Origin of the sequence: Peribacillus sp. YIM B13481 (assembly GCF_042787985.1) — a bacterium.
Taxonomy (GTDB): domain Bacteria; phylum Bacillota; class Bacilli; order Bacillales; family DSM-1321; genus Peribacillus; species Peribacillus simplex_A.
Map to the genome: position 1 here is coordinate 122,048 of NZ_JBHZPE010000003.1, position 23,104 is coordinate 145,151.

The following is a 23,104-nucleotide window of genomic DNA, read 5'->3' on the forward strand; positions in this document are numbered from 1 at the left end:
AGAAGGGAGAGATGGAAATATGATGTTTACGGTGCAATTGGATAGAGAAGATAATAGCAGGGACTATGCGTATATTAAAGGGAATACAAAACCAAATGTTATATCCCGGATAACAAACAGCGTTTGGCTGAAATGCGATGAGACAGATTTTTATTACAATATGAATAAAGTAGTTAGTTTCCAAGTTGAAGAAAAAGAAGAATAAAAAATGAAGGTCGCTCTTTTAGAGTGGCCTTTTTTTGTTGGGGTGAAAACGATGAAACGTGATGAACCACCAAAGAAAAAACCCGTGAAGAAAGAGAAGTTAAGTCAAAGGGATCTTGAAGAGTTGATGAATATGAAAGCATCTACCTATATGCGTGGGCGTGGTGGAGCTATTAGGAGGAAGTGAGATGACATGAGTAATGTAGGTAGACCATTAAAGTTTCAGAGTGTTGAAGATTTGCAACAGAAAATAGATGCATACTTTGATTCATGCTTTGAAGAGTCTTGGTATCGAGTTGATGGAGAATGGAAACCTGAGTTAGATAGATATGGGGAAGTGGTTACACGTCGCATTAAACCCTTTACCATTTCAGGACTAGCAGTTTTTTTAGAAACCACAAGAAGAACCTTATTGGATTATGAACAACGCAACGATGAATATTCTCACACGATACGCGCAGCTAAGAACAAAATTGAGTCATTTGCTGAAGAAAGTTTGTGGCAGCCTAAAATTGCAACAGGGGTAATGTTCAATCTGAAAAACAATTTTAGCTGGGAAGACAAACAAAATGTTCATAGCACAGGTGAAACTACACATAACATCAAAACTCAAACTGATCTCAGTAAATTGTCAGTCGAGGAGTTGAAGGAGCTTGAAACTATCCTCTCTAAAACTTCCGACACTGAATGAGGTACAAAAGGCCATAGCACGTAAAAGCTATCTGGATTATGTTATCTATACGCATCAAGGGAGATACAAGCGAGCTCCGCACATTGAATACATTGGTAACATCATTCAAGCTGCTATCGATAAGAAACAGCGTATGCGTGATGGTGAGATTCCTACAGAGAATCAATACATTGCATTGAACATGCCTCCACGGCATTCTAAATCAATGACAATCACAGAGACATTGCCATCCTATTACTTAGGACACTTTCCAGAAGACCGAATCATTGAGATATCTTACAATGACTCATTCGCTCGTAAGTTTGGGAAGAAGAATAAAGAAAAGGTGCGGCAGTTCGGCAAGGAACTATTTGATATTGAGGTTGCTAAAGATAGTTCAGCGCATGATGAATGGGCATTAGATAACAATATTGGCGGTATGATTAGCCGCGGTGTGTTATCGGGTATCACTGGTCAAGGTGCTGACTTAATGATTATCGATGACCCCATTAAGAACCGTGAAGAAGCAGACAGCGAAACGCACAGGGAAAAGATATGGGATGAATGGATTGACTCCTTTTCTTCTCGTTTGCATCCAGGTGCTATTGTTATATTGATTCTTACACGTTGGCATGAAGATGATCTACAAGGTAGGTTGTTAAATGCAGAGTACGGGCAACCGTTAAACTGGGCAGTCTATAACTTCCCGTTAGAAGCTGAAGAGAATGACATACTGGGCAGGGCTCAAGGTGAACCGTTATGGCCTGAACGATACGGTAAGAACTTCATTGAAGAGCGTAAAAGGTATCCATCTTCCTTCAACTCACTTTATCAAGGTAGACCATCATCAGCAGCAGGGAATATCCTTAAGCGTGAATGGTGGCAGTATTATGATAAGTTACCAGAGATGGTGACAACGATAATGAGTGTGGATGCTACATTTAAGGATGAAGATGATAATGACTTTGTAGCTATTCAAGTATGGGGGAAACGTGACGCAGATATGTACATGATTGATAATCTGAAAGCACGAATGAATTTCCCAACAACTTTACAAGCCATAAGGAACATGGCCAAGAAACATCCTCAAGCTGTTACCAGATTGGTAGAGGATAAAGCAAATGGTCCAGCTATTATTGCCATGCTTCACAGGGAAATAGGTGGAATGATACCTGTTAAGCCTGAAGGTGGTAAGGTGGCAAGGGTTAACGCGGTATCTCCTCACATTGAATCAGGTAACGTGTATTTACCACGACATGCAGAGTGGGTACATGACTTTGTAGAAGAGTGTGCATCCTTCCCAAAAGGAAAGAATGATGATCAGGTAGACGCGATGAGTCAGGCTTTAAACCGATTCATTTATTACTATGCTGATTTACCGCCTGAACCTAAAGCACTTATGCATCCAGCGTTCAGGACGGATGATGACAATGAAGGAGGCTATATGTCTTGGTAATCATATTAGCAGTATGTATTCCGGTTACGGCTATTGTAACGGGCTTTTTTACGTTAAAGGCAGTACAACTTGGTTTGCGATGGCAAATGGAAACTAAACAGGAGAAACCACCAACAATGGAGACACCAAAGATTCCTAATCCTATTGCTCCCATTATCGAAGCTAAACAGGAGAGGGAAACGGCAAGCATATTTAATGAGTGGGTGTATGGTCCAAATGAAAGTAGGTGAGTAAATGGATAACAACATAGAAGCTGCCAGTGCTGTACAGAATCAGTACAAGGATGGATTATCTTATAAGAAACAACAAGGATACTTAGATAATTGGGCAGAGTATGAAAGGTTCAGAGCAGGTGATCAATGGCCTCAACCTACTTCAAGGACCAAAGACCTCCCAAGGCCTGTATTCAACGTCATAGACCAGATACAGGGGCATAAGGTTAGCTCAGTAATGAATGAGAATATCAAGATGATTTATACAGCTACGGAATCAGAAGAAGGCGAACCAGAGTTTGAGGCTGCCGATACCTTCACACGTTTTTCTGATGCTACATGGGAACGCATCAAACAGGATGATTTGAATGAGGAAGCATTGGATAGTGGTTCTAACGTTGGGACCTGTATATGGCATTACTACTGGGATGTTAATAAATATGGTGGTAACAAGCTTAAATACAAGGGGGAAATGTGTGGGGAAACAATTGATCCCGTTAACTTCTTCCCTGGTAATCCTCAACAACGTTTAGTCCAGAAACAACCATACATTATCATTACGCACCGTGACGATGTGGCGAACGTGAGAGAAGCAGCGAAGGGTAATGGAGTAAGTGAAGAGTTAATTGCTCTTATCAATCCTGACAGCAACACAGAAGATCAAGCGTATGACAAAGCGAAGGATGAAATAACCGGCAGCAAGAAGGTTACAGTCCTAACTAAGTATTATAAAAAGGATGAAATCATTCATTTTACTAAGGTAGCTGGTAAAGTCGTTATTCAGCCGGAAACAAGTACACGTAAAAAGCTATATCCATTAGAGGTTATGCAATGGAAACGACGTAAGATGTCCATATTCGGCATTGGGGATACAGAAGGGTTGATACCTAACCAGAAGAGCATTAACTTCCTTATCGCTATGCAAATATTAAGCATACAAAACACAGGGATGCCTAGAATGCTCATTAAAAAGGAGTTTATCCGTCAGAATCCTACCAATACACCAGGTGAAATCTTAGTTGATGGTGGTCCTCCAGGGACATGGAATGCTCAATACATGCAACCTGGGACAATGTCACCGCAAGCTCAAGGCTTAGTTGATAACATTATGACCTACACTAAAGAGGTATCTGGTGCTAATGAGTCGGCAATGGGTGAACAAATCAGCTCAGACCTGAACGCTTCGGCTATCATGATGCTTCAGAAGGCTGCAGGTATTCCGATTGAGTCTGTTAAAAGACGTTTTTATCAATCGATGGAGAACATCGGCCGTATTTGGGAAGAGTTTTGGAAGGTTCATTACAATACGGATCGTGCAATCACCTTGAAAGATGATGATGAAGAGTCATATACGCGAACTTTTAAAGGTACTGAACATAAAGATACAGAAATGTCACTCAAAATAGATATTGGTCCATCTTCTTCTTACTCTGAAACGTTAATGATGAGTAGTTTAGATAAATTGTTCGATACGCAAGCAATTTCACTTGAGCAGTATCTTAAATTTGCACCTAGAAACGTGATCCCGTTTAAAGATAGATTGCTGAAAGAAGTACAAGAGCAGATGGAGCAACAACAACTGATGGAACAGGAACAAATGGAACAGCAACAACAGCTAGACGATGATATGCAACAACAACAGACGGATGAACTACAACGGCAACAGGATGAAGAATTGAGACAGCAATTAGAAGCGCAGGAAAAAGAGGCAGCGGAAGCACCTCATGAGTTTGACCAGATCCTTGCTACCTGGCCGCAGCATGAGCAAGAACAATTTAAGAAGCTATCTCCACAGGAACAAAAGGCAATCATGGAACAAGTGATGGCTGAACAGGAACAAACACTATAAGGAGGAATAAAATTGAGTGAAAACACTGTAACACAGGCACATGTAGACGATATCTTTAATCGTACAGAATTACAGTACGATACGATTTTTGGGAAATGTACAGTTTTAACAGCAAAACTACCTAACGGATTTATTATTGTAGAATCGTCAGCGTGTGTTGATCCTGCTAACTTCGATGAACAGATTGGCGCAGATATATGTAATGAGCGTGTTAAGAATAAGATTTGGGAATTAGAAGGATACGTATTGCAAAGCACCTTAGCCAAATAAGGTGTTTTTATTTTGTCCTGAGCATGACGCTATAAAAGGCTTAAATACTATTCGGCAACCATACCGAAGGAGGATTTATTATGTCAGAAGAATTTCAAGAAAGCGCCAACCAAAGCGCACCAGAAGTAATTGAAAGCAATGAACCATCAATACAGCAAGAACCAGCAATAGAAGAAGCTCCTGCTACCACACAGGAAGCACAACAAGCGTTCAAAGTGAAGTACAACAAGGAAGAAATTGAAGTACCTTACGAACAAGCTCCGGATTATATCCAAAAGGGTATGAATTACGACAAGCAAGTTCAACGTGCAGAAGAGTATCAACAGCATTTAGAACGCGTTGCTCGGTTATCCGGATACCAAAACCCTGAGGAACTTCTTGGAGCTTTGGGGGATTTAGAAAAAGAGCAGGAACGACAAAAGTATGAACAAGCTGGAATCAATCCTGATAAATTCAAAGAATTAGTCAGTGAGCTACCGGAATTTCAAGAGATGCAACAAATGAAACAACAGCAACAACAAAACCGACAGCTTCAATCAGAAGCAAATGAGCTATTTACCGAGTTTCCAGACTTAACACCTGAACAAATACCGCAGGAAGCGTGGAATCTCAAAGAATCAAGAGGCTTATCACTCTTAGATGCTTACTTACGGACTACGTATAAGCAACTAGGACAGCAAAAAGAGCAAGAAGCTATTCAAAAATTACAACAAAACCAAAACTCGTCACCTGGTTCACTAGGAGCTGGAGGAGAACACCAAGTTCCGAGTGTAAGTGAAATGTCTAAATCGGAGTTTGAAGCCTTAATCCAAAAGGTGAAGCGTGGAGAAAAAACAGACTTTTAGGAGAGTGTAAAACATGCCAACAAATATCAATAGTTATTCCAATGGATCAGCCGGATTTACGCAATTAACAGCAGAACAAGCCGAGGTATACCAACGTTTACTGTTAGAACGACTTACACCAGAGCTTTTCTTCATGAAATATGGTGAAAAGAACATGGGTATGCCGAAGAATGCAGGGGATACAGCATCATGGAGACGTTGGAACTCCCTCGCGGTAGCAACTACTGCCGTGACGGAGGGTGTAACTCCTGATGGGGTTTCATTAGATGTAACTAAGATTTCAGCTACCGTAAAACAATATGGTAACTGGACTAAATTCACAGACAAAATTCAATTAGTAGGTTTGGATAACACACTTGTTGAAGTAACTGAATTAATGGGTGAAAATGCAGGGGAATCACTTGATATTGTTGTTCGTGATATTATCACAGCAGGAACAAACGTTGTTTATCCTGGCGTAGCTACTTCGCGTGCAACTGTAACGGCAGCAATGAAAATTACAGCATTGGATATTTTACGTATCAGACGTAACCTTAAACGTAACAAGGTTAAAACTATTACACTTCCTGGTGGAGGAAAAGGGTACCTTGCATTCATCCATACGGATGTAGCAACAGACTTAATGCAAACTCAAGAGTGGAAAGATCAAAATACTTATGTTGATACAAAGAATCGAGTAGAAGGTACACTTGGTAAAATGTACGGTATCTACTTTATTGAAGCTGACAACGCACCTAAATTCGCAGGAGCTGGTTCAGCAGGAGCGGATGTATTCGGAACTCTCGTAATTGGTAAAGGTGCATATGGAGTACCGGACGTAGAAGGTTCAGCAAAACCAGAAATCATCGTTCACAAGGCAGGTTCAGCAGGTACAGCAGATCCAATGAATCAGTTCAATACAGTAGCATGGAAAGCGTGTCTGACAGCTTTACGACTTAATGAATTGTGTATCGCGCGTTATGAATCATCAGCATCACTATAATAACTAACTAAGAGGAGGGCTTAATACCCCTTCTCTTTTATTTTGAGAGGAGAATTTAAATGGCTAATAAAGAACCTAAACCAGAAATCAATGTGGAAGAACTTAAAGCACAATTAAGAGCAGAATTGCAACAAGAGATGGAAGCGGAACGAGAAGCAGCAGAAAAGAAAGCGTCTAAAGAAGAAGCACGCCTTGAACGTGAATTAGCAAAACAAGAAAAGTCAATGAAAGCTATATTGGACGCTCAACCTAAGAAGCTAATCCATATCCCTGAAAATCCTATGAATCCGAATGAAGTTGTTCCAGTCGGTGTGAATGGGGTTATTTATGCTATCCCAGTAGGCCAAGATTTCGAAGTTCCTCAATCGATTTATGAAACATGGAAATACTCATACGAAAAGACACGCGAAGCAAACAAACGTATGGAAGAAGTTCTTAAAAAAGAGATCACTATCCTATAACACTCCTTAAAGGGGTGTTTTTCAGTCTTGAAGGGAGGATGAAGTTTACAGATGAACTTAGGACAGTTTTTAATACATATTCAATCCCTTACTGAAGAATCTCCAACACTTGAACAAGTAACTAATTATGCAAATGACGGGATAGCCAAGCTTAATTCAAAAGCTGGGGCTATCTTTCCTTTTTTAGAATCCACTCCAAATTACGAGTTTCCTATCTCAGAAACATTTGTACGCACTATTCTCGTTCCTTTTGTTGCAGGTCGAATAAAAACACAAGATAGTTCTCAGTTTGAATACTCAGATTTATATGGTGAATTCAAGGAAGGATTGAGTGATTTTATCGCAAATTATCCGATCCCTGAAGAATTTAAAAGTCATCAAAATCAGACCTATAATCCCGAAACAGGAAAATGGGAAACTGATGTAATGAGCATTGAATTGACATACAGAATGGGGTGATATGTATGGCGAGACAAAATACCCGTCCTGAACCTTGGATTAAACACATGGAATCCTATGATAATTTTAGTGGTGGATTAAATACAATAGCCGAAGATACCAACATGGCCGTAAATGAAGTACCACTTATATTAAATACGGACATAGGAGATCGAGGGAGCGTGTCCCGTAGACACGGTATGACACATCATATTCGGAGGCCGATATGGAGTGACATTAAAGGAAAAACTTGGGGTGAATTGTAATGGGGGAAATCACTTTGTTTATAGCAGCTTTGAGTATACAGAATGAATCAAAATTAGAATCCTTCGAAACTAAAGAAGCCTTACTGGCGCGTGCAGGCTCTTTAGGTTATGGCGATAAAGTGGAAAGAGTTTTTTCCATCACGCATAGTGGAGTATTCAAAGGGCATAAGGTCTTGTTCACAGATCGATTAGAGTTAGTTTTGGAGGGATAATGTATGGCAGAATGGTGGGAAAATCTCAACCTATTTAAGCCAGGATCAGATGACAACATGGGAGTGGAAGACAGCTTAAATGGAAACTTCCAGAAGATTGATGAAAAAGTTGGGGATGCACTTAAAGATAAAAACGGAAAGCAATACACTTCCATAGGTAAACGTATGGATGAAGAATTAGCCATTCTTGAACAGAATAAAAAGGATACACAGATTGCATTAACCAGGGAGTTCAACGTGGTACGGGATGACCTACAACATCACTCCATCGCCCTACGTGGATACAGAAGGGGAGCACCAGAGAATACGTATCCGGCTTTCCGCCAAGCAAAACAGATGGGATTTTGGGGAATTAAAACAGATTTACGGCTCACATCAGATAAACAGTGGGTTGTTTTCACAGATGCAACAGTGGATAGAACTACAAACGGTACAGGCGAAGTAGCATCTAAAACTCTTGCACAAATGAAGGCCCTCGATGCAGGTCTAAAACTAGGTGGAGCTTATCACGCAGACGAACGAGTCTTATCCTTAAAAGAGTTTTTGTGGTTTTGCCGTGAACATAACATGGCTGCATATATGGAAATCAGGGTAGCATTAACGGCTACAGATACACAAGAACTTCTAAGGATCATTAAAGAGTACAGCATGTTAAAACGTGCAGCTTTAATATCCACGACAATTCCAGACCTTCAGCTAATACGTGACCTAGATCCAAATATTCAAGTAGGTTTCAGTACAAGTATTTTGAATCAAACTAATATCGACTACGTTAAACCGATACCGAATTCATTTATATACACTGTGTATTCACAGATTGTACCAGCGACATACATACTAGCAATCAATGCAGGTCTTCAGGTTGACGGGTACCAGGCTGAATCGTATGACGATGCACAGACAGCAATACGGAACGGGGCCAGACGAGTGACTACTAGTTCTGTACCTTTCTAAGGAGGATGACACATGTTACCATCGGCAGCACTTACCTTTTATAGCAAGCTAGGACATTGGGATTTAGAGAAAATGATTGCACGAGACAAGAGGAAAGATGGGTCCTCTACTTTATTTGTCGATGCAGGGGTACTGAAATGTAAATCGACTGCAATCGATGAACGGGCATATACCTTCGAAAATGTATTTGTACCTACAGGCGGTTGGATTGAAGTAGAATTTCAGGCAAAAGTAATAAGTGGAACAGGACAAATGTCCACAGATGTTTACGGGGATGCATCTTTTACCGGTGACCCTACGACAGATAGCGTTACGATCACAGATAAGAACTGGAAATATTATCGCTTTGCATGCCCTACCGAAATGAATAAGAACTACCTACGCATATTGTTTGGTTTATGGAAAAGTGCAATCGGAGAAGTTTGGTTTAGAGATATTTCTATCAAGGGGTACAACATGAATCCCTATCCGGATGTTCGTTTCGCAGCATTCAAAGGTTCAGGCAGTTCTTGGGGCCTGGATGACGGAATTGGCCAATATGCAAACGAGGGAATTGTTTCGGTAAAGCTAATGTCTGATTACCTAGAAGTTCAGCATGTCCCATTCAATACTTGGTACAAACCAGTATATAGTGCTACAGTTCTTCGGGACGGAAACGCGACAAACATTATGGCAACTATTGGAACGAATCCTACAAATCCTGAACGGTATTGCCGTATCTATTTAGTTAATCCGGGTACAGGAGCCAAGGTTGATCCAAGAAGTATCTCTGGAGATATGACTATATTTTTTGAAGCTAAAGCGAGATAGGAGGGAATTCCATGGTGCTGTGGAAAGACCTACAACAACAGCAAGTGACACCTCCAAACCGAAGAGGTAAAGGGCAGGGATACTTTAGATATTACCGACCTGATGGATCCTTTAAGGCGATTGTAGCGGTAGACGGTAAACTGATGCTTGACGGTGGAGATTTACCGATTACAGGGCTACCAGAAGGATTTCAGGAGGAACGGATGATTGAAGCCGTTCAATGGAAAGACAAGCTGTTTATCGCAACTGGTACCGAGCTTGTGGAGTACGATGGAACGTTGGCAAAGGTAGTCGAACCATACAGACCTAAACCACTTGAAGCGTTAGAAATAGGCACAAATGGGCTAATGGATTTTCCTGATAATTACCTTGATGATGGTGAAGGAGATTTATTATCAATCATGGGAGTTATGCCTGATAAAAGAATTGGGATACCCAATCAACCAACAACATTCTCCACTTTTATATCGAAGGTTGCTGGAACGAATATAGAATACAAATATGAGTATGGGATGAAGCGATGGGCAGCAGGAACAGGAGCGGAAAATCTTCTATTAGGTAAAGATTGGTCTGACTCTAAAACGTGGATGTTTACCCCATCACAATCAGGTGATTGGACGATTAAAGTCTCAGCTCGGGTAAAAGCTACACCTGAGTTTCCTACTCCAGGTGAACCAGAAGCATTTACTATCCCTACTTATAAAGTTACGTCGACTGACGAAAATATAAAAATTGATACAAATTGGGTGAAAACATGTAACCGAATCATGCTTTATTGGGACCGATTAATTATGTATGGAGATACGACTAAGAAATCTCAAATTTATATATCTCACTTACAGAATCCACGCTATTTCCCAGTAAACAACACTTTGGAATTTGAGAACACAGAGCAAGAAGGTATTTCGAAATTGGTACCCTACAGAGATTTCATCCTCATTTTCATGCCAACATCGGTTCAAGCTTTACTAGGTAAATCACCTACAGGAAGTGATCCATTTTCTCGGTATGTAGTTCATACAGGGGTGGGGTGTATTGCGCCAGAGACAGCAAAAGTTATGGGGAATGATGTTGTCTTTTTATCTAAAGAAGGAATCATGGTATTAAGGTCATTCGGACTAAATGAAAACAGAATGAATATTGAACAATTGGATGGGAAGATAAGAAATATAATCCCTTCTGATACTAATGCTTGCGCTATTTTTTATGATCATCAATATCATATTTGCTTCCCAAATAGAAAACAGCGTTTAAGATTTTATACAAATCATAGTGCATGGACTATGGATGAATCACCATACTTTGATTTCGCCAAAATGTATGAATGGCAGAGTGAGTTAGTAGTGCAGTCTCAGGATACAGGACAAGTATTCCAGTTTGATGAAAACGTATTTAATGACCTTGGGTTTATATATGAAGACCGAATTTTAACAAAGTCTTTCGATATGAGTGCTCCGTATAATCCTAAAAAGTTTAAAGAACTTCATGTTATTACGGAACGTAACGAGCATGATACAAAATTAGTGGTTACTGTCAATGTAGATAATAACGCTGTTGTGAATCCCATTAAGAATGTAGTAAGTGTAAATGATCGAGGGGAAGTTGAGTCGATTGAAGTACTTGAACCGAATATTATTGTTGATTCAGGTACGGTTCTTGGAAGTTGGGATTTAGGTGTTTTCTCTTTCAGTAAAGCTAAATCGGAGAAATCTGCGCTTCCCATTTCAGGTAAGGGACGGTTAGTTAGTATAGATATTCGTCATAAGCTGGATGTACCAAATACACTCCTAGGAGTTGCATTCGTTTACAAACTTAAAAAACCATAAGTTAGGAGGGGGTTTATATGGCACGTATACCAGACGGAACATTAAAAGAATGGCGTGATGTAGATCGTGTGGACGCAACAGCATACACAATAGAACGTGAAGTTCTTCGTGTAGCAGTAAATGATGCACAAGATCAAGTGGATGAACTGAAGATGGCAAACCTAGAATCTTTAGGGCGAACGGAAGCAGAAACTATTTTTGCCAACAAGCAAACTGTGGACGATTTAACTTTACGTACAGAAGAAGCGATTCAAGCCGCGCAGCAAACTATTACACAGGAAATGTTGTTGAGTGAAGTAAACAATAAAGTTCCTGTAGTTATTGATGAAAAATTACTCCCGATTAACACAGAGTTGACGGGCAATTCGGTAGATATAAAAGACATAAAAGTTATTAATCCTTCTTTAAATGCAGTTTGGAAATCACCAGAAATGCCAGCTACTTTGAGGGGGGTTCAAGTTCCATCTTCATACAATCCTGATGTGCAACTTGCTGCATTAATGGACCCGTTAGTTGATGGTGAATACGTAACTAAAAGAAGTATAGGTAAAAGTTCTTCACGACCTGCTCCAGCGACCACACTACCAAGTGAAATATTTGACGTATGGTGTTATGAATTTACACCTAAATATCCAGAGAAAACAATATTAATAACTGCATTAATACACGGTAATGAATACACAGCATTCTATTGGGCTACACAGTTTGCCGATCTACTTGTTAACCATTATAAAGGTGATCCACATTTGGAATATTTAAGACGCTCTGTGAGGATCGTGATGGTTCCTCTCGTTAACCCATATGGACACTTAATGCAAACAAGGGAAAATATTAATGGGGTAGATTGCAGTAGGAACTTTGATTACAATTGGGGCGTATCAACGGATGAATACAATCAAGGTCCAGCAGCATGGAGTGAGAATGAGTCTAAAATCATACGTGATTTAATGGCTTCATTACCAGATGATACAGTAGCAAGCCTTGATTACCACACTACATTAAGTGAAGGCGATACACATTACATGCTTTATTATCCACGATGGATGGAGAATGATGTACAAGACTACCTTGCATTAATTGACCAGATTAAAAAGCCGGGAGAAACAACAGCATTTGCAAATGTAACCCTACCAACTCTAACAAATTGGGGAGTTTATAATCATGGATTCAATGCGGCTAATCCAGAATTTAAAAACAGGGTCGACCCTGCGAGAACCACACGCGACAGCCAGGAAATGACCCGTGCCATGAAGTTCTTTGGAAATATGGTAATGTTAGCGGCTAAGAAACCATTTAGGAATAAAGGCACAACAATCTCCACAGATGAATTAATGAGAGTAAACTATGATTATAGAACAGATGGTGGACTAATACCATTTAGTTATAACACTGATCCAGGTACAGGGTTACCAATTTATACATCACAAGGAGCAAAGACATCAGTAAGATTTGAAGCTAAATCTGAAGGAACATGGAAGGCTTTTGGGGATGTAATAGTCATTGCCGATCAGGATTGTGAGATTTCTATTATGTCACATTTGTATCAATTAGGATCTCCAGACTTTGACTTTGAGAAAACAAAGAATGATGAAAAAAACTCAAGGATCTTAAAAGTTAAAGCCGGGGAAGAAAAAGTATTTTCTATACGTTCTGCAATACTTTGCCACAAGACAAATATACTTGCGGCTAACAATACCAATACAGCAATGAGGGCAAGGGAAGTTGTATGGCAATTAAGAACAAAGATAGGTACAACAGGTACGGCAAATATTAAGTTTGTTGATATGATGTTAGAATTTGTTCCTAGCACAAATGGCAAAAGGCTTACTACTTACAGGACTAACCCGGCAAAAATTGATTATCCAACAGGTCAAGAAACGGTCTACAAGTATTAATGTATAGAAGGGAATCCAAGGCATCCAATAGGAGGGCTTTTTTTTTGTGAAAAAATATAGAGAGGGGCAGGTAAATGGCTAAGAGAACAGTTGTTACTAAGCCAAAAACAACTAATATAACTGTTAAACCGAAACCAATCAAATATACATCGCCGTCTGATATTCAGAAACAGTATGGATTGGATTACTCACAAAAGTTCGCTAAACAACAAGCTGACGCATTAGCGCAATCAAAACTTACTGGGCTTAATAATCAAGGGAAACAAATTGATACAGGTATAAAAAATGCCCAGGATACTATTGGTCGTGATTATTTTCAAAAAGGATTACAACAAGCCCAATCACAAGTGAATGGTGGAGTCAATTCAGGGCTAGCAGCTGAGGGTAATTTACGTTTGGGCATGAGTAGGCAAGCTGATATGTCAAAAATGTTCCGTGAAGCACAAACAGAGAAGAATAACTTGGCTTCTCAAATAACAAATGTGGAAGTAGAACGTAAAGCAAACCAAGCGCAGATATATCAGGACCTTCAAGAAAAAGCATTTGATAAAGCTAAATGGCAAACGGAATTCAATAACAGTAATTCTAAATGGGAAACAGAATTCAATAGAAATCAAGCTATTGATAATCGTAATTTCACCTACCAACAAGGCAGGGACAAGGTTGGTGATGCCCAGTGGGATAAGTCCTTTAATTATCAAAAGGGCCGTGATAAAGCAACAGACTCTCAATGGGATAAGTCTTTTACCTATCAAAAAGGTCGAGACAAAGTAGGTGATACTCAATGGGATAAACAATTTGGTTTTCAGAAATCACAATTTAAGACAGAGCAAGAATGGCGTAAATATGAATTTAGTCATATGTCAAAATCTGAAAAAACGGCACTAGATTGGGCAAAGAAGCAATATGGAGAAGATGCAGCATGGAGATTGTACGAAATGGAATACAACGGCAATAAAGCACTATCTCAAAATCAAGCTACGATTGATGGGTATAGCGCAATGGATTTTCTTCCGTAAATGGAGGGGGGGCGGTAGCAACAGTATCGGCCTTAGGGCAAAAACTTAGCGGAAACTCAAAATATGTATGGGGTGGCGGCAGGACCGCAAGTGATATAGCAAAAGGGAACTTCGATTGCTCGAGTTTCGTTAACTATGCATATAGCCAAATGGGGATTAATTTAGGCAAACAGGGCAACGCATCCACTGAAACACTCAATAAAAAAGGCACAAGAATTAAGGCTAGCCAACTTCAACCTGGTGATATGGTGTTCTTTGATACGTATAAGAAAGATGGACACGTTGGCATATACATGGGTAACGGTAAATTCCTTGGTGCGCAATCAAGTACAGGTGTGGCGCAGGCTGATATGACTAAAGGTTACTGGAAAGAAAAGTTCAGTGGTCACGTTCGCAGGGTAGGAAGTGGTGGAGGCTTAAGTCGTGCTGATATAGGTCAAGCCGGCGCAAACCGCAGTGGTGGAAGTTCTTATACAAACACTTGGAAAATGAAGAAAGAAGCCGTGAAATCTCCTGATTATCAATCTTATAAAAACCATTTACGGTCAGCGTTAGGTACGGGGAAAATATCAGGAAATTGGGTTGTTGCTTTAACGGAATTAATAGGGCGTGAATCCACATGGAATCCAGGTGTAGGGAATAAAAAAAGCTCTGCATGGGGTTATGGTCAGTTTCTTAGTTCAACACGAAAACAATATGAAAAGAAATTGGGACTCAGCTATAAAAACCCAGTTAATCAGATTATCATGACAGCGGAATACGTTAAAGATAGATACGGAACGCCAGAGAAGGCTTTGAAGCATTGGGACAGTAAGGGGTGGTATTAATGGCTTACAATGAATTTGATCCAAATAAATACAAAAGAATATTCGATAACATGTATGGGGCCGGCAAATTCAATGCTGGCCTTTCTCAAGCTCGTGAAATCGGTAAGACCACGGCCCAAGCTGAGTTTGAAAAAGATATGTATGCCCAACGTTTGAAAGATGCCCAAGATGCGGCAATGGCCGCATCAGAAGCGGCACAAGCGGAATTGGATTATCAAGATGAATCAGGTGAATCTGTGGATGATTTAGTTAGTCAATTCCGGAAAGATAAAGAAGAATCCAGTAAATCGGGTATTTCAAAATACTATGAGAATCAGACGAAGCAATTGAACAAAGGGAGATCATTAGCTAGGAAGCCAGTCGAAGAGGTTTTCCCTCAAGCTGTTCCTTCCCTTCGGGATAATCCAAACTTGAATGCTTGGGAAAAAATGAAACTGTTTGGTGGGTGATTAAATGGCGAAATCAGCATTTCAGATATGGGCAGAAAACGAGAAGAAAAGGAAAGCATCTCCAAAGCTTTCTTCTTTGGCCCGTCGCGAAAATCCCGTTCAGTACAACAAGTCGAACTACAGTGGGGAAAGTTTAACCCGAAGCAAGAATTACGAATGGGAAAAAGGCTTACTCAAAAACTTACCGTCTAATTATGGAAGAAATTACGATAAAAAGTTTGAATCTTGGGCAGCCAGTAAAGGGATGGATAAATCTGAAGCAAGGGAATTCCGTACCTGGATGGATTCAAAAGAGGATGAAGTGGATACCAAAAGTCGTTTGACTGATGGTATCTTAAATCTTTCTAACCGGAGAACGGAAGAAAGAGCGAAAACCATTACAGAACATCGGCCTAAACGTGAACCAGAAAAGAAAACTGGTTTTGCTGCTATGGTTGATAAGCTTAAAAAGTCGGAAGTCGGGCAAACATTCAAAGCAGCAGAAGACTTCTTTAATCCTTTTGACAAAGTAAAAGCTGGGGATGCGATGAATAACTTCTTGAATCATGAACAATCCGATAAAACGAAAGAATTTGCTCGTGGTGCTAATCGTGCGACTGATTCAGCTTCATTGGGTCTATTTAGCAACTTAGATAAAAGACTGAATGACCGTGATCCAGCTTATAATCCTGATCGTGAATTTGGGGAAGGTGGAGGAACGGATATGATTACGTCCGGTCTTGGCTACCTTGTTCCAGGTTTAGGTGCTGCTAAAGCTGTAAAAGGGGCCGGATTAGGCGCAAAAGCAGGAGCAACAGGTTTATCTAGGTTCGGACAAATAGCTCGTGAAGGGGCTATTGCAGGGGCCGGTGTAGGTGCTACGGAAGTTGGTATCCGTGAGGGGTTGAATCCTGATGATTACAATTACAAACAGAACTTAGGCCATATTGGAATAGGTGCGGCTGCCGGTGCGATTGCAGATCCTTTACTGGATGGAGCAGGCCAACTTGCTTCTAATGGCCTTGCAAGGTTAGCGAAAGGTGAAGTGCCTGAATTCACAGGCAAACCAAGCGAAGATATTTTGGAACAATTACGACCACAACAAAGTAACCGTATAGAAACGCCTCATAAGAGTTTGTTTGATAGATTACAAAGTATTAAGCGTGAGGAATCTATTGCAGATACTGAAGCAGCGCCTTCCTTGGACCGTATAAGAAAAGGTGTGGACTATGAACCAATCGAAGCTGGACTAAATGCAGTTGATGACCCTGGCATTGTCCTTAAACCTGTGAATCATGATATCCCTTATAAGCCTGGCGATCCATTACCTGATACATTAGACCACATCGGCACAAAAACCAAAAGAGAAATGCCGACTCTTAATAATTTAAAAGCCAATGCGTATATCAAAACTGTTGATAATTTGCATAATTTGAATCAGTTTGATAAGACCGTGGAAAAGGTTCTAGGAAGGGAATTAAAGCCTTCTGAGAGTTCTTATACCTTAGGTCTTAATTCGCGTGGAAGCGACCAAATAAGCAAACAAATTCTAACTGAGAAGATGGTTAATAAGTTAGGTGATGCAATTGGTCCATCTTTGAAAGAAATTACAACGAAGGTGCCTAAAAACAAGCTTTCAAAGTTTGAGGATTATCTTATAAACAAACATGCTATTACCCGTATGGAACGCGGTGAAAAAGTATTCCCTGATGAAATGGAAATGAATGCTGCTAAGTCGGAAGCTAAAGTGAAACAATACGAATCACAAATTCCGGAGTTCAAGGAATTATCCGAGCAATATTATGAATATAATAATCAACTAGGGAAAACATGGCTTGTAGATAGTGGAATCCTTAGTGAGAAACAATGGAAACAATATCGTGAAGCAAATCCGAATTATGTACCAAACAATCGTATTTTCAAAGATATTGAAAAAAGTGGTTTTTCTCACATAGCTAAGAAAGGATTTTCAAACCAAAGTAACCCTGTAAAAAAAGCGGTAGGATCTCAGCGTAAACTCGTTAGTCCTATCGAGAGTACAATTGAACATACGGATAAATACGTCAAGACAGCCAAACGTAACGAGGTTATGCAAACACTAATTAATAATATCAAGCAAGATCCGGAAGCTTTCAAAGGATGGGCTGAAATTGTACCTACGAAAGAAACTCCTCAAGATGTTTTAGAAACATTACAAAAGGATGGAGTAGAAGGGGTTCTTGAAAACTTTATCAGTGGGTTTGAACAGAAAACAGATTTAACAAAAGGGAATGTTGTTTTTGGTTTAATTGATGGGCAAAAAGTACATGTAAAGGTTAATGATCCGCAATTATTAGAGGCGATTACGAACCTTTCACCACAAGCCCAACATATTGTAATTAAAGCTGTCGGTCAGGTGACAAGGGTTATGAAAAACTTAACAACTGGTATTAACCCTGTATTCTCACTGACTCGTAATATTTGGCGAGATATACCAACGGCCTTCGTCAACTCGAAAACAACGGATAATCCTCTTAAATTCGGAAAGGATTTAATTGGATCTGTAATCAGTGTTTTCAAGAATGATGATTTGTATCGTTCTTTTAAAGCTGTTGGTGGAGGTCATTCAAGTCCAATTTCATCTGATGTAAATTTATTAGCACAAAGTAAACGTGATGTTTTGCCAGAAAAGGGATTAAGAAATTTTTTAGGTAAAGGTTTAGGAGCTTTAGAAAACTTGAATAACGCAGTTGAAGCAGCACCACGACTAGCGGAGTTTAAACGCATTACCAAAAATGATCCTAGCTATGACGGTAAAATGAAGGGTTTATACGAAGCTAATGACATAACAGTTAACTTTAATAAGTATGGGAATACTGCAAAAGAAGTTGATGCCGTTGTACCATATTTAAATGCAGCCTTACAGGGTTTAGATAAAACTTGGCGTTCTATAAAAGGTCAGCCTGCCAAATTCGTAGTCAAAGGATTCACAGCAGTAACTATTCCGACTATCGCTTTATATGCGATTAACCATGATGATCCCGACTATAATCAATTGAGTGATTTTGTAAAAGATAATAACTTTCTTATCCCTAACGGAGATGGAACATTCACTAAGATTCCAAAGCCAAGGGAATTAGGTGTTTTTTTTGGTTCTGATGTCGAGAGAGCATTAAGAATGTGGAATGATGATGATCCAGAGGCTTTTAAAACCTTTTCAGCAACTTTCCGCGGAAGCTTCACACCACCAACCAGAACAACCTTACATCCTGTATTACGAGATTTGCCAGCTAATAAAAACTTTATGGATGCCCCTATTGTACCAGGGGATTTACAAAGTCTTTCTCCAGAATACCAATATGATTCTACAACAAGCGAAGTAGCTAAAGGTCTAGGGAAATTGACGAAAAAGTCTCCAAAACAAATTGATTATTTATTTAAATCATATGGCGGGGTATTAGCTGAACTAGGTATCCCAGCAACTACAAAAAATGCTACAATAGGAAACACATTGAAACAAAAAGTTACAGCTGATCCTGTTTTTTCTAACGATAATTCTAAAAAGTTTTATGATTTGAAAACCAAGCTAGATCAAGCGCATGCAAATTACGCTAAACAGGGAATAGAATCTAAAGACTTGGACGAGGAATTACGAAAAGAAATGAATAGAAAATCTCTTGAAATGGGTAAAATCCGCAAAGAGATTAAAGAAGTTCAAAATGATGACTCATTAAGCCGGAAAGAAAAGCAAGCTAAAGCACGTAGGTTGCAACAATTTATTAATGATCTCGCGCAAATTCCTAAGGAATAGAGGTGAAGTTGTGAACAAATGGATTTATAGTATCATTACTGCTTTTGTTGTTTTCTCAATAGTAGGAGATATTTATTTTTATGATGTATCGGTTACAGTTGGAGCGGTTTTCGGAGTGCTGGTTTTCATCTTCATAGCAATAAGTGGTACTGTTAAGGCAAAACATTTAAAAAGTAAAAACCGAGAGGGCTGATTCATTCAGCTCTCTTTTTTATATAGAGGAGGAAAAGATGGATTTACAACTTGTTCATTCTTACTTATTTGGGGATGTAAAATATATAGATTATTTAGCTGTGTCAATGCTGATTGACATATTTACAGGTATCGGTGCAGCATGGAAGGAAAAAAGGTTACGTAGTCGCACAGCTCTATTTGGATATGTTAGAAAAATTGGTGTGTTTGGCATAATCATAGCTGCAAACATCATTGATATTATATTGAATTTAAACGGCGCGGTGGCTATGGCCTCGGTGCTTTTTTATATTTGCAATGAAATATTATCGATTGTAGAAAATTGCGCAATAATGGGGTTAAAAGTACCATCTGTGATTGTAGATAAATTACAAGTAATCAAAGAAAAGGATGATGAAAAATGAATTTTACAAACCTTCCACAATTAGTCGATATGAGAGGTAAATTGAAATCAAATGGTACTTATTCAAAACGTACGAAAGCAATCACTCACCGCGTATGGCACCATTCTTTAACAAAGAAGAGTTTGGCGGGTTCTGATGCTGCAAGCTTTGCAGCATACCATGTAAGTACACTGGGGTGGCCTGGATGTGGCTATGCTCTTGTAATTGAGCCTAAGAATATAGTTAATACACCAAAGGGTGAAAGGGCTAGGATTGTGTATGCAAATGATATTAACAACAGGACATATCATGTTGGGAATAGCAATCAGTTCTCCCTTGGTATTTGTGTTGCTGGTGATTATCGATATGACACTATGGATGAAGCTACTCTTGCAAGTATCGCAGAGCTTCACGAAGCACTTGTTAAAGATGGCGTAGGACAATATGATAAAGCCCATAATGAAATGCCAGGGTATAGCTGGAAAGCTTGTTGCGAGTATAATTACAGAGCTACATTTGATTGGAGAGGTTCAAAAATTCCAACCAAGCCAGTACCGGCTCCTGATGTTTATACAATCCAAGAAGGAGACACTTTATGGAGTATTGCACATAAGGATGGAGCAGGCGGGGTTCAAGTTGAAGATTTAATTAAAGCGAATCCTGGTATCGATCCAACTAAATTAAAAATTGGCCAGAAAATCAATTTTGGTAATGCTAAAGACGTTATTCCTCAATCTGATACTAAAGAAGAAACCGAACCTTCAAACAGTGGTGATGAAGTAATTAAGTCGATTCAAAAAACGTTAAATAGCCGTTATAAAGCTGGTCTAATTGTGGATGGATTTAATGGCCCAAAAACCAAAACAGCATTGATTAAAGCGCTACAAACAGAACTTAATAAACAATTTAATAAGGGGCTTGTTGTGGATGGGAAATGGGGAGCTAAGACAAAGGCCGCCATTGTTACTGTCGAAAAAGGTGCAAAAGGCAATCTCACTTGGATCCTACAGGCTGCACTTTATTTGGAAGGATTTAATCCTGGATCACTTGATTCTATCTTTGGAAAAGGTACTGATTCGGCTTTATATAAATTCCAAAAGGCCCAGGGGATTTCTGCAGATGAGAAAGCTGGTAAAGGTACCTTCACTGAATTGTTTGCGGCATAAATGAATAATTAGAAACGAATGGAAATAATTAAATAACGGTTACTACCCCTAAGTAGTACCTCATCATTGGTAAAAGCCCTTCTCGTATTGAGAGGGCTTTTTGTTTTAAGTCTTTATAATTGGAATAACGATTTGATGTTATAGGATTTTTATGCGCCAGGAGCAGCACTTTTATTTGGATCAAGTTTTGAATTACCTTGTAAATCAACTGTAGAGGCAGATATCTTTGTTTGAAGAGTTATTATACCTATTATAAAAATTATTCCAAAGATCATTGAATAGAAATAAAATTGTATTATGAATTGTGATGGGAAGGAATGAGTTATTTTATGAGTAATATTAAACTTATATAAATCTGATATACCATATCCCAAAATTCCAAACAGGATTACAAAAGCAAAAAACGCTGGTCCTAAAATTTTTGATAGGAACTCAAAGGTTTCAATGAACTTTGGCATTATTTAATGTCCTCCTATATAGCTTGTCAAAAAACATTAGAAAACCAAAAGTTGAGGATATTAATAAAACAAAGATACTGTCGGGAACAGAAATCACTTTGATAAATGCAAGAAAAATAAATAAAAAACCTACAATTAAACTAACTGTGATAGCTGTATTTTGTACTTTAGTTAGAATTTTAATAAAATAATCTCTTTGTTGGGTCATAAGATCAATCTCCTTATTCTCCTCATTTATAATTATTTTATCATTCTTAGCTTTATTTGTGTTGAATATGTTATCGACATTTTCCCCCATAGTACTTATTGGGATTGGCGACGAAACAAGAGGTTTCTCATTGGGTGTTAACTTAGGACCACTCATGGTCGAAGTGTAATTTGTTTGTTCCCTGATAATCCTTATAGTAACCTTTTCACCTTTATTAATATAAAGGGGTAAATCAACTTTTAGAGGAAAGTCCTTGGCTATAAGAACACTTTCTTCAACTTTCTCATCATTACCAGTAGTCTCGAATTTCTTATCATTTGTTGAAAATAGTTTAGATGCATCAATTATATTGTTTCTCTGAGGGTTTGGTTGATGAATATCAAAAGCAGTACTAGTATTATTAGTATTATTTTGAAAGTTCATATTTGTCATTCCTTAAGGATTTAATATAATCTGGTAATTTATCATTTAATTCTTTAAGATCATTCAAAACTGTTTGTAGTTTCTGCACCTTAAAGTTTTCTCTAAAACCGTCTAAATCAACTGTTAATAAATCCCTTACATCCTTATTTATAATTGGCATTCTAGGGTCAAAAGAACTCTCAATAGTTTGCTCTTGTTGATAATACATCGCTAAATTAAAAAGACTTGCTCCTTTTTTACCAGAAAATTGAACTCTAGGATTGAAGTAATGATCAGCAAATTGTTGTGATTTGAACTTGGAAGTTAAATATTCTTTGAAAATAAATTGATCAATTGCTTCTTGGCTATTTGACTGAAAAGAATGGAGTGTTCTAAAACCAATACGAATAATTTCATTTACTTCCATTAATTTCAAAACAAAAGTTAAATCTGAAACCGCACTTTTAATGAACTCCCCTAAAGAATTGGGTTTGTCCCAATCAATAACAATTCTATTTAATTGAATATGAAGTTGTTGTTGCCTACTCTGATCTAAAAAAGACAATAATTCCGGGTTTTCTGAATGATGCTGAGAGTACTTTTTTGACATTTTGTCAAGAATCTTATATCTCGTATCAGTCAAAGGTAATTTAAAGGAATCTTTAAACCTTACTTCGATGAAACTTTTATCTGTTGTGTAACTATTAAAATCAAGGTGTAACAATATAAATTCTCCTTTTTAATAAATTTTAATAATACTGCAAGTATCCTATAAATCCATTTTTTTCATTTAAATAATAATACCATCTATTCTAAAATTAAAACTATATTCTTTAAAAAAACTTATAATAACAGTCCTTCGGGTTATTGATGGCTTGTTT

The 23,104-nt window shown here is 38.6% G+C and carries 27 protein-coding genes and 1 pseudogene; 25 read left to right on the forward strand and 3 right to left on the reverse strand.

The genetic code is table 11. The features are described from left to right. The first annotated feature begins 19 nt into the window (after positions 1–19). The 25 genes and pseudogenes from ACFX4X_RS03595 (at position 20) to ACFX4X_RS03715 (ending at position 21,155) form a co-directional block, all read left to right on the forward strand. Complete coding sequence (locus ACFX4X_RS03595; RefSeq protein ID WP_377381630.1) at positions 20–205, forward strand: hypothetical protein; 186 nt, start codon at positions 20–22, stop codon at positions 203–205. A 3-nt stretch (positions 206–208) separates the two neighbouring features. Then, positions 209–391, forward strand: coding sequence for a hypothetical protein (locus ACFX4X_RS03600; protein ID WP_377381633.1), 183 nt, complete (start codon positions 209–211; stop codon positions 389–391). Positions 392–397: 6 nt separating this feature from the next. After that, positions 398–895 (forward strand): terminase small subunit, encoded by a 498-nt coding sequence (locus tag ACFX4X_RS03605; protein WP_377381636.1) that lies wholly within the window; start codon positions 398–400, stop codon positions 893–895. Beyond that, positions 858–2,330 carry a phage terminase large subunit gene (gene terL, locus ACFX4X_RS03610; RefSeq protein ID WP_377381639.1) on the forward strand — a complete coding sequence of 491 codons (1,473 nt, stop codon included), beginning with the start codon at positions 858–860 and terminating at the stop codon, positions 2,328–2,330. The genes ACFX4X_RS03605 and terL overlap by 38 nt, the downstream gene beginning before the upstream one ends. Next, positions 2,324–2,560 (forward strand): hypothetical protein, encoded by a 237-nt coding sequence (locus tag ACFX4X_RS03615; protein WP_377381642.1) that lies wholly within the window; start codon positions 2,324–2,326, stop codon positions 2,558–2,560. The genes terL and ACFX4X_RS03615 overlap by 7 nt, the downstream gene beginning before the upstream one ends. Before the next feature lie 4 nt (positions 2,561–2,564). Next, complete coding sequence (locus ACFX4X_RS03620) at positions 2,565–4,391, forward strand: hypothetical protein (RefSeq protein WP_377381645.1); 1,827 nt, start codon at positions 2,565–2,567, stop codon at positions 4,389–4,391. A gap of 12 nt (positions 4,392–4,403) precedes the next feature. Next, entirely contained in the window at positions 4,404–4,661 is a 258-nt protein-coding gene (locus tag ACFX4X_RS03625) for a Gp49 family protein (RefSeq protein ID WP_377381648.1), read from the forward strand. Between the two features lie 80 nt (positions 4,662–4,741). Further along, positions 4,742–5,506 carry a hypothetical protein gene (locus ACFX4X_RS03630; protein WP_377381651.1) on the forward strand — a complete coding sequence of 255 codons (765 nt, stop codon included), beginning with the start codon at positions 4,742–4,744 and terminating at the stop codon, positions 5,504–5,506. A gap of 13 nt (positions 5,507–5,519) precedes the next feature. Beyond that, on the forward strand, positions 5,520–6,488 hold the full coding sequence (locus tag ACFX4X_RS03635; RefSeq protein ID WP_377381654.1) for a N4-gp56 family major capsid protein: 969 nt from the start codon (positions 5,520–5,522) through the stop codon (positions 6,486–6,488). Between the two features lie 59 nt (positions 6,489–6,547). Beyond that, positions 6,548–6,949 (forward strand): hypothetical protein, encoded by a 402-nt coding sequence (locus ACFX4X_RS03640; RefSeq protein ID WP_377381656.1) that lies wholly within the window; start codon positions 6,548–6,550, stop codon positions 6,947–6,949. Between the two features lie 51 nt (positions 6,950–7,000). Further along, positions 7,001–7,408: a hypothetical protein gene (locus ACFX4X_RS03645; protein WP_377381659.1), complete on the forward strand. Its 408-nt coding sequence runs from the start codon at positions 7,001–7,003 to the stop codon at positions 7,406–7,408. A gap of 5 nt (positions 7,409–7,413) precedes the next feature. After that, a complete protein-coding gene (locus ACFX4X_RS03650) occupies positions 7,414–7,653 on the forward strand; it encodes a hypothetical protein (RefSeq protein WP_377381662.1) in 240 nt (79 codons plus the stop codon). Continuing rightward, complete coding sequence (locus tag ACFX4X_RS03655; RefSeq protein WP_377381665.1) at positions 7,653–7,865, forward strand: hypothetical protein; 213 nt, start codon at positions 7,653–7,655, stop codon at positions 7,863–7,865. Before ACFX4X_RS03650 ends, ACFX4X_RS03655 begins: the two co-directional genes overlap by 1 nt. Before the next feature lie 3 nt (positions 7,866–7,868). Next, complete coding sequence (locus ACFX4X_RS03660) at positions 7,869–8,819, forward strand: glycerophosphodiester phosphodiesterase (protein ID WP_377381668.1); 951 nt, start codon at positions 7,869–7,871, stop codon at positions 8,817–8,819. A 12-nt stretch (positions 8,820–8,831) separates the two neighbouring features. Then, the gene (locus ACFX4X_RS03665; RefSeq protein WP_377381670.1) at positions 8,832–9,629 is read left to right on the forward strand and encodes a hypothetical protein; all 798 of its coding nucleotides are present in this window, start codon (positions 8,832–8,834) and stop codon (positions 9,627–9,629) included. An 11-nt stretch (positions 9,630–9,640) separates the two neighbouring features. Then, positions 9,641–11,455, forward strand: coding sequence for a hypothetical protein (locus ACFX4X_RS03670; RefSeq protein ID WP_377381673.1), 1,815 nt, complete (start codon positions 9,641–9,643; stop codon positions 11,453–11,455). A gap of 17 nt (positions 11,456–11,472) precedes the next feature. Continuing rightward, complete coding sequence (locus ACFX4X_RS03675) at positions 11,473–13,350, forward strand: M14 family zinc carboxypeptidase (RefSeq protein WP_377381675.1); 1,878 nt, start codon at positions 11,473–11,475, stop codon at positions 13,348–13,350. Between the two features lie 74 nt (positions 13,351–13,424). Next, positions 13,425–14,369, forward strand: a complete 945-nt coding sequence (locus tag ACFX4X_RS03680) for a hypothetical protein (RefSeq protein WP_377381677.1) — start codon at positions 13,425–13,427, stop codon at positions 14,367–14,369. Between the two features lie 71 nt (positions 14,370–14,440). Next, positions 14,441–14,752: pseudogene (locus ACFX4X_RS03685) on the forward strand (C40 family peptidase); the annotation flags it as partial. A 105-nt stretch (positions 14,753–14,857) separates the two neighbouring features. Beyond that, a complete protein-coding gene (locus ACFX4X_RS03690; protein WP_377381864.1) occupies positions 14,858–15,196 on the forward strand; it encodes an aggregation-promoting factor C-terminal-like domain-containing protein in 339 nt (112 codons plus the stop codon). Continuing rightward, positions 15,196–15,645, forward strand: a complete 450-nt coding sequence (locus tag ACFX4X_RS03695; protein WP_377381679.1) for a hypothetical protein — start codon at positions 15,196–15,198, stop codon at positions 15,643–15,645. The genes ACFX4X_RS03690 and ACFX4X_RS03695 overlap by 1 nt, the downstream gene beginning before the upstream one ends. Before the next feature lie 4 nt (positions 15,646–15,649). Continuing rightward, positions 15,650–19,414, forward strand: a complete 3,765-nt coding sequence (locus ACFX4X_RS03700) for an LPD38 domain-containing protein (protein WP_377381682.1) — start codon at positions 15,650–15,652, stop codon at positions 19,412–19,414. 10 nt (positions 19,415–19,424) lie between these two features. Next, a complete protein-coding gene (locus tag ACFX4X_RS03705; RefSeq protein ID WP_377381685.1) occupies positions 19,425–19,607 on the forward strand; it encodes a hypothetical protein in 183 nt (60 codons plus the stop codon). A gap of 37 nt (positions 19,608–19,644) precedes the next feature. Further along, a complete protein-coding gene (locus ACFX4X_RS03710; protein WP_377381688.1) occupies positions 19,645–20,010 on the forward strand; it encodes a phage holin family protein in 366 nt (121 codons plus the stop codon). After that, positions 20,007–21,155 carry a peptidoglycan-binding protein gene (locus tag ACFX4X_RS03715; protein WP_377381690.1) on the forward strand — a complete coding sequence of 383 codons (1,149 nt, stop codon included), beginning with the start codon at positions 20,007–20,009 and terminating at the stop codon, positions 21,153–21,155. The genes ACFX4X_RS03710 and ACFX4X_RS03715 overlap by 4 nt, the downstream gene beginning before the upstream one ends. A gap of 149 nt (positions 21,156–21,304) precedes the next feature. Here the strand turns inward: ACFX4X_RS03715 and ACFX4X_RS03720 are convergent, their stop codons facing one another. The 3 genes from ACFX4X_RS03720 to ACFX4X_RS03730 are packed head-to-tail and all read right to left on the reverse strand — an operon-like array spanning position 21,305 to position 22,947. Continuing rightward, entirely contained in the window at positions 21,305–21,613 is a 309-nt protein-coding gene (locus tag ACFX4X_RS03720; protein ID WP_377381693.1) for a hypothetical protein, read from the reverse strand. Next, positions 21,597–22,244: a hypothetical protein gene (locus ACFX4X_RS03725; protein WP_377381695.1), complete on the reverse strand. Its 648-nt coding sequence runs from the start codon at positions 22,242–22,244 to the stop codon at positions 21,597–21,599. Before ACFX4X_RS03725 ends, ACFX4X_RS03720 begins: the two co-directional genes overlap by 17 nt. Then, a complete protein-coding gene (locus ACFX4X_RS03730) occupies positions 22,228–22,947 on the reverse strand; it encodes a hypothetical protein (protein WP_377381698.1) in 720 nt (239 codons plus the stop codon). Before ACFX4X_RS03730 ends, ACFX4X_RS03725 begins: the two co-directional genes overlap by 17 nt. Positions 22,948–23,104 lie beyond the last annotated feature (157 nt).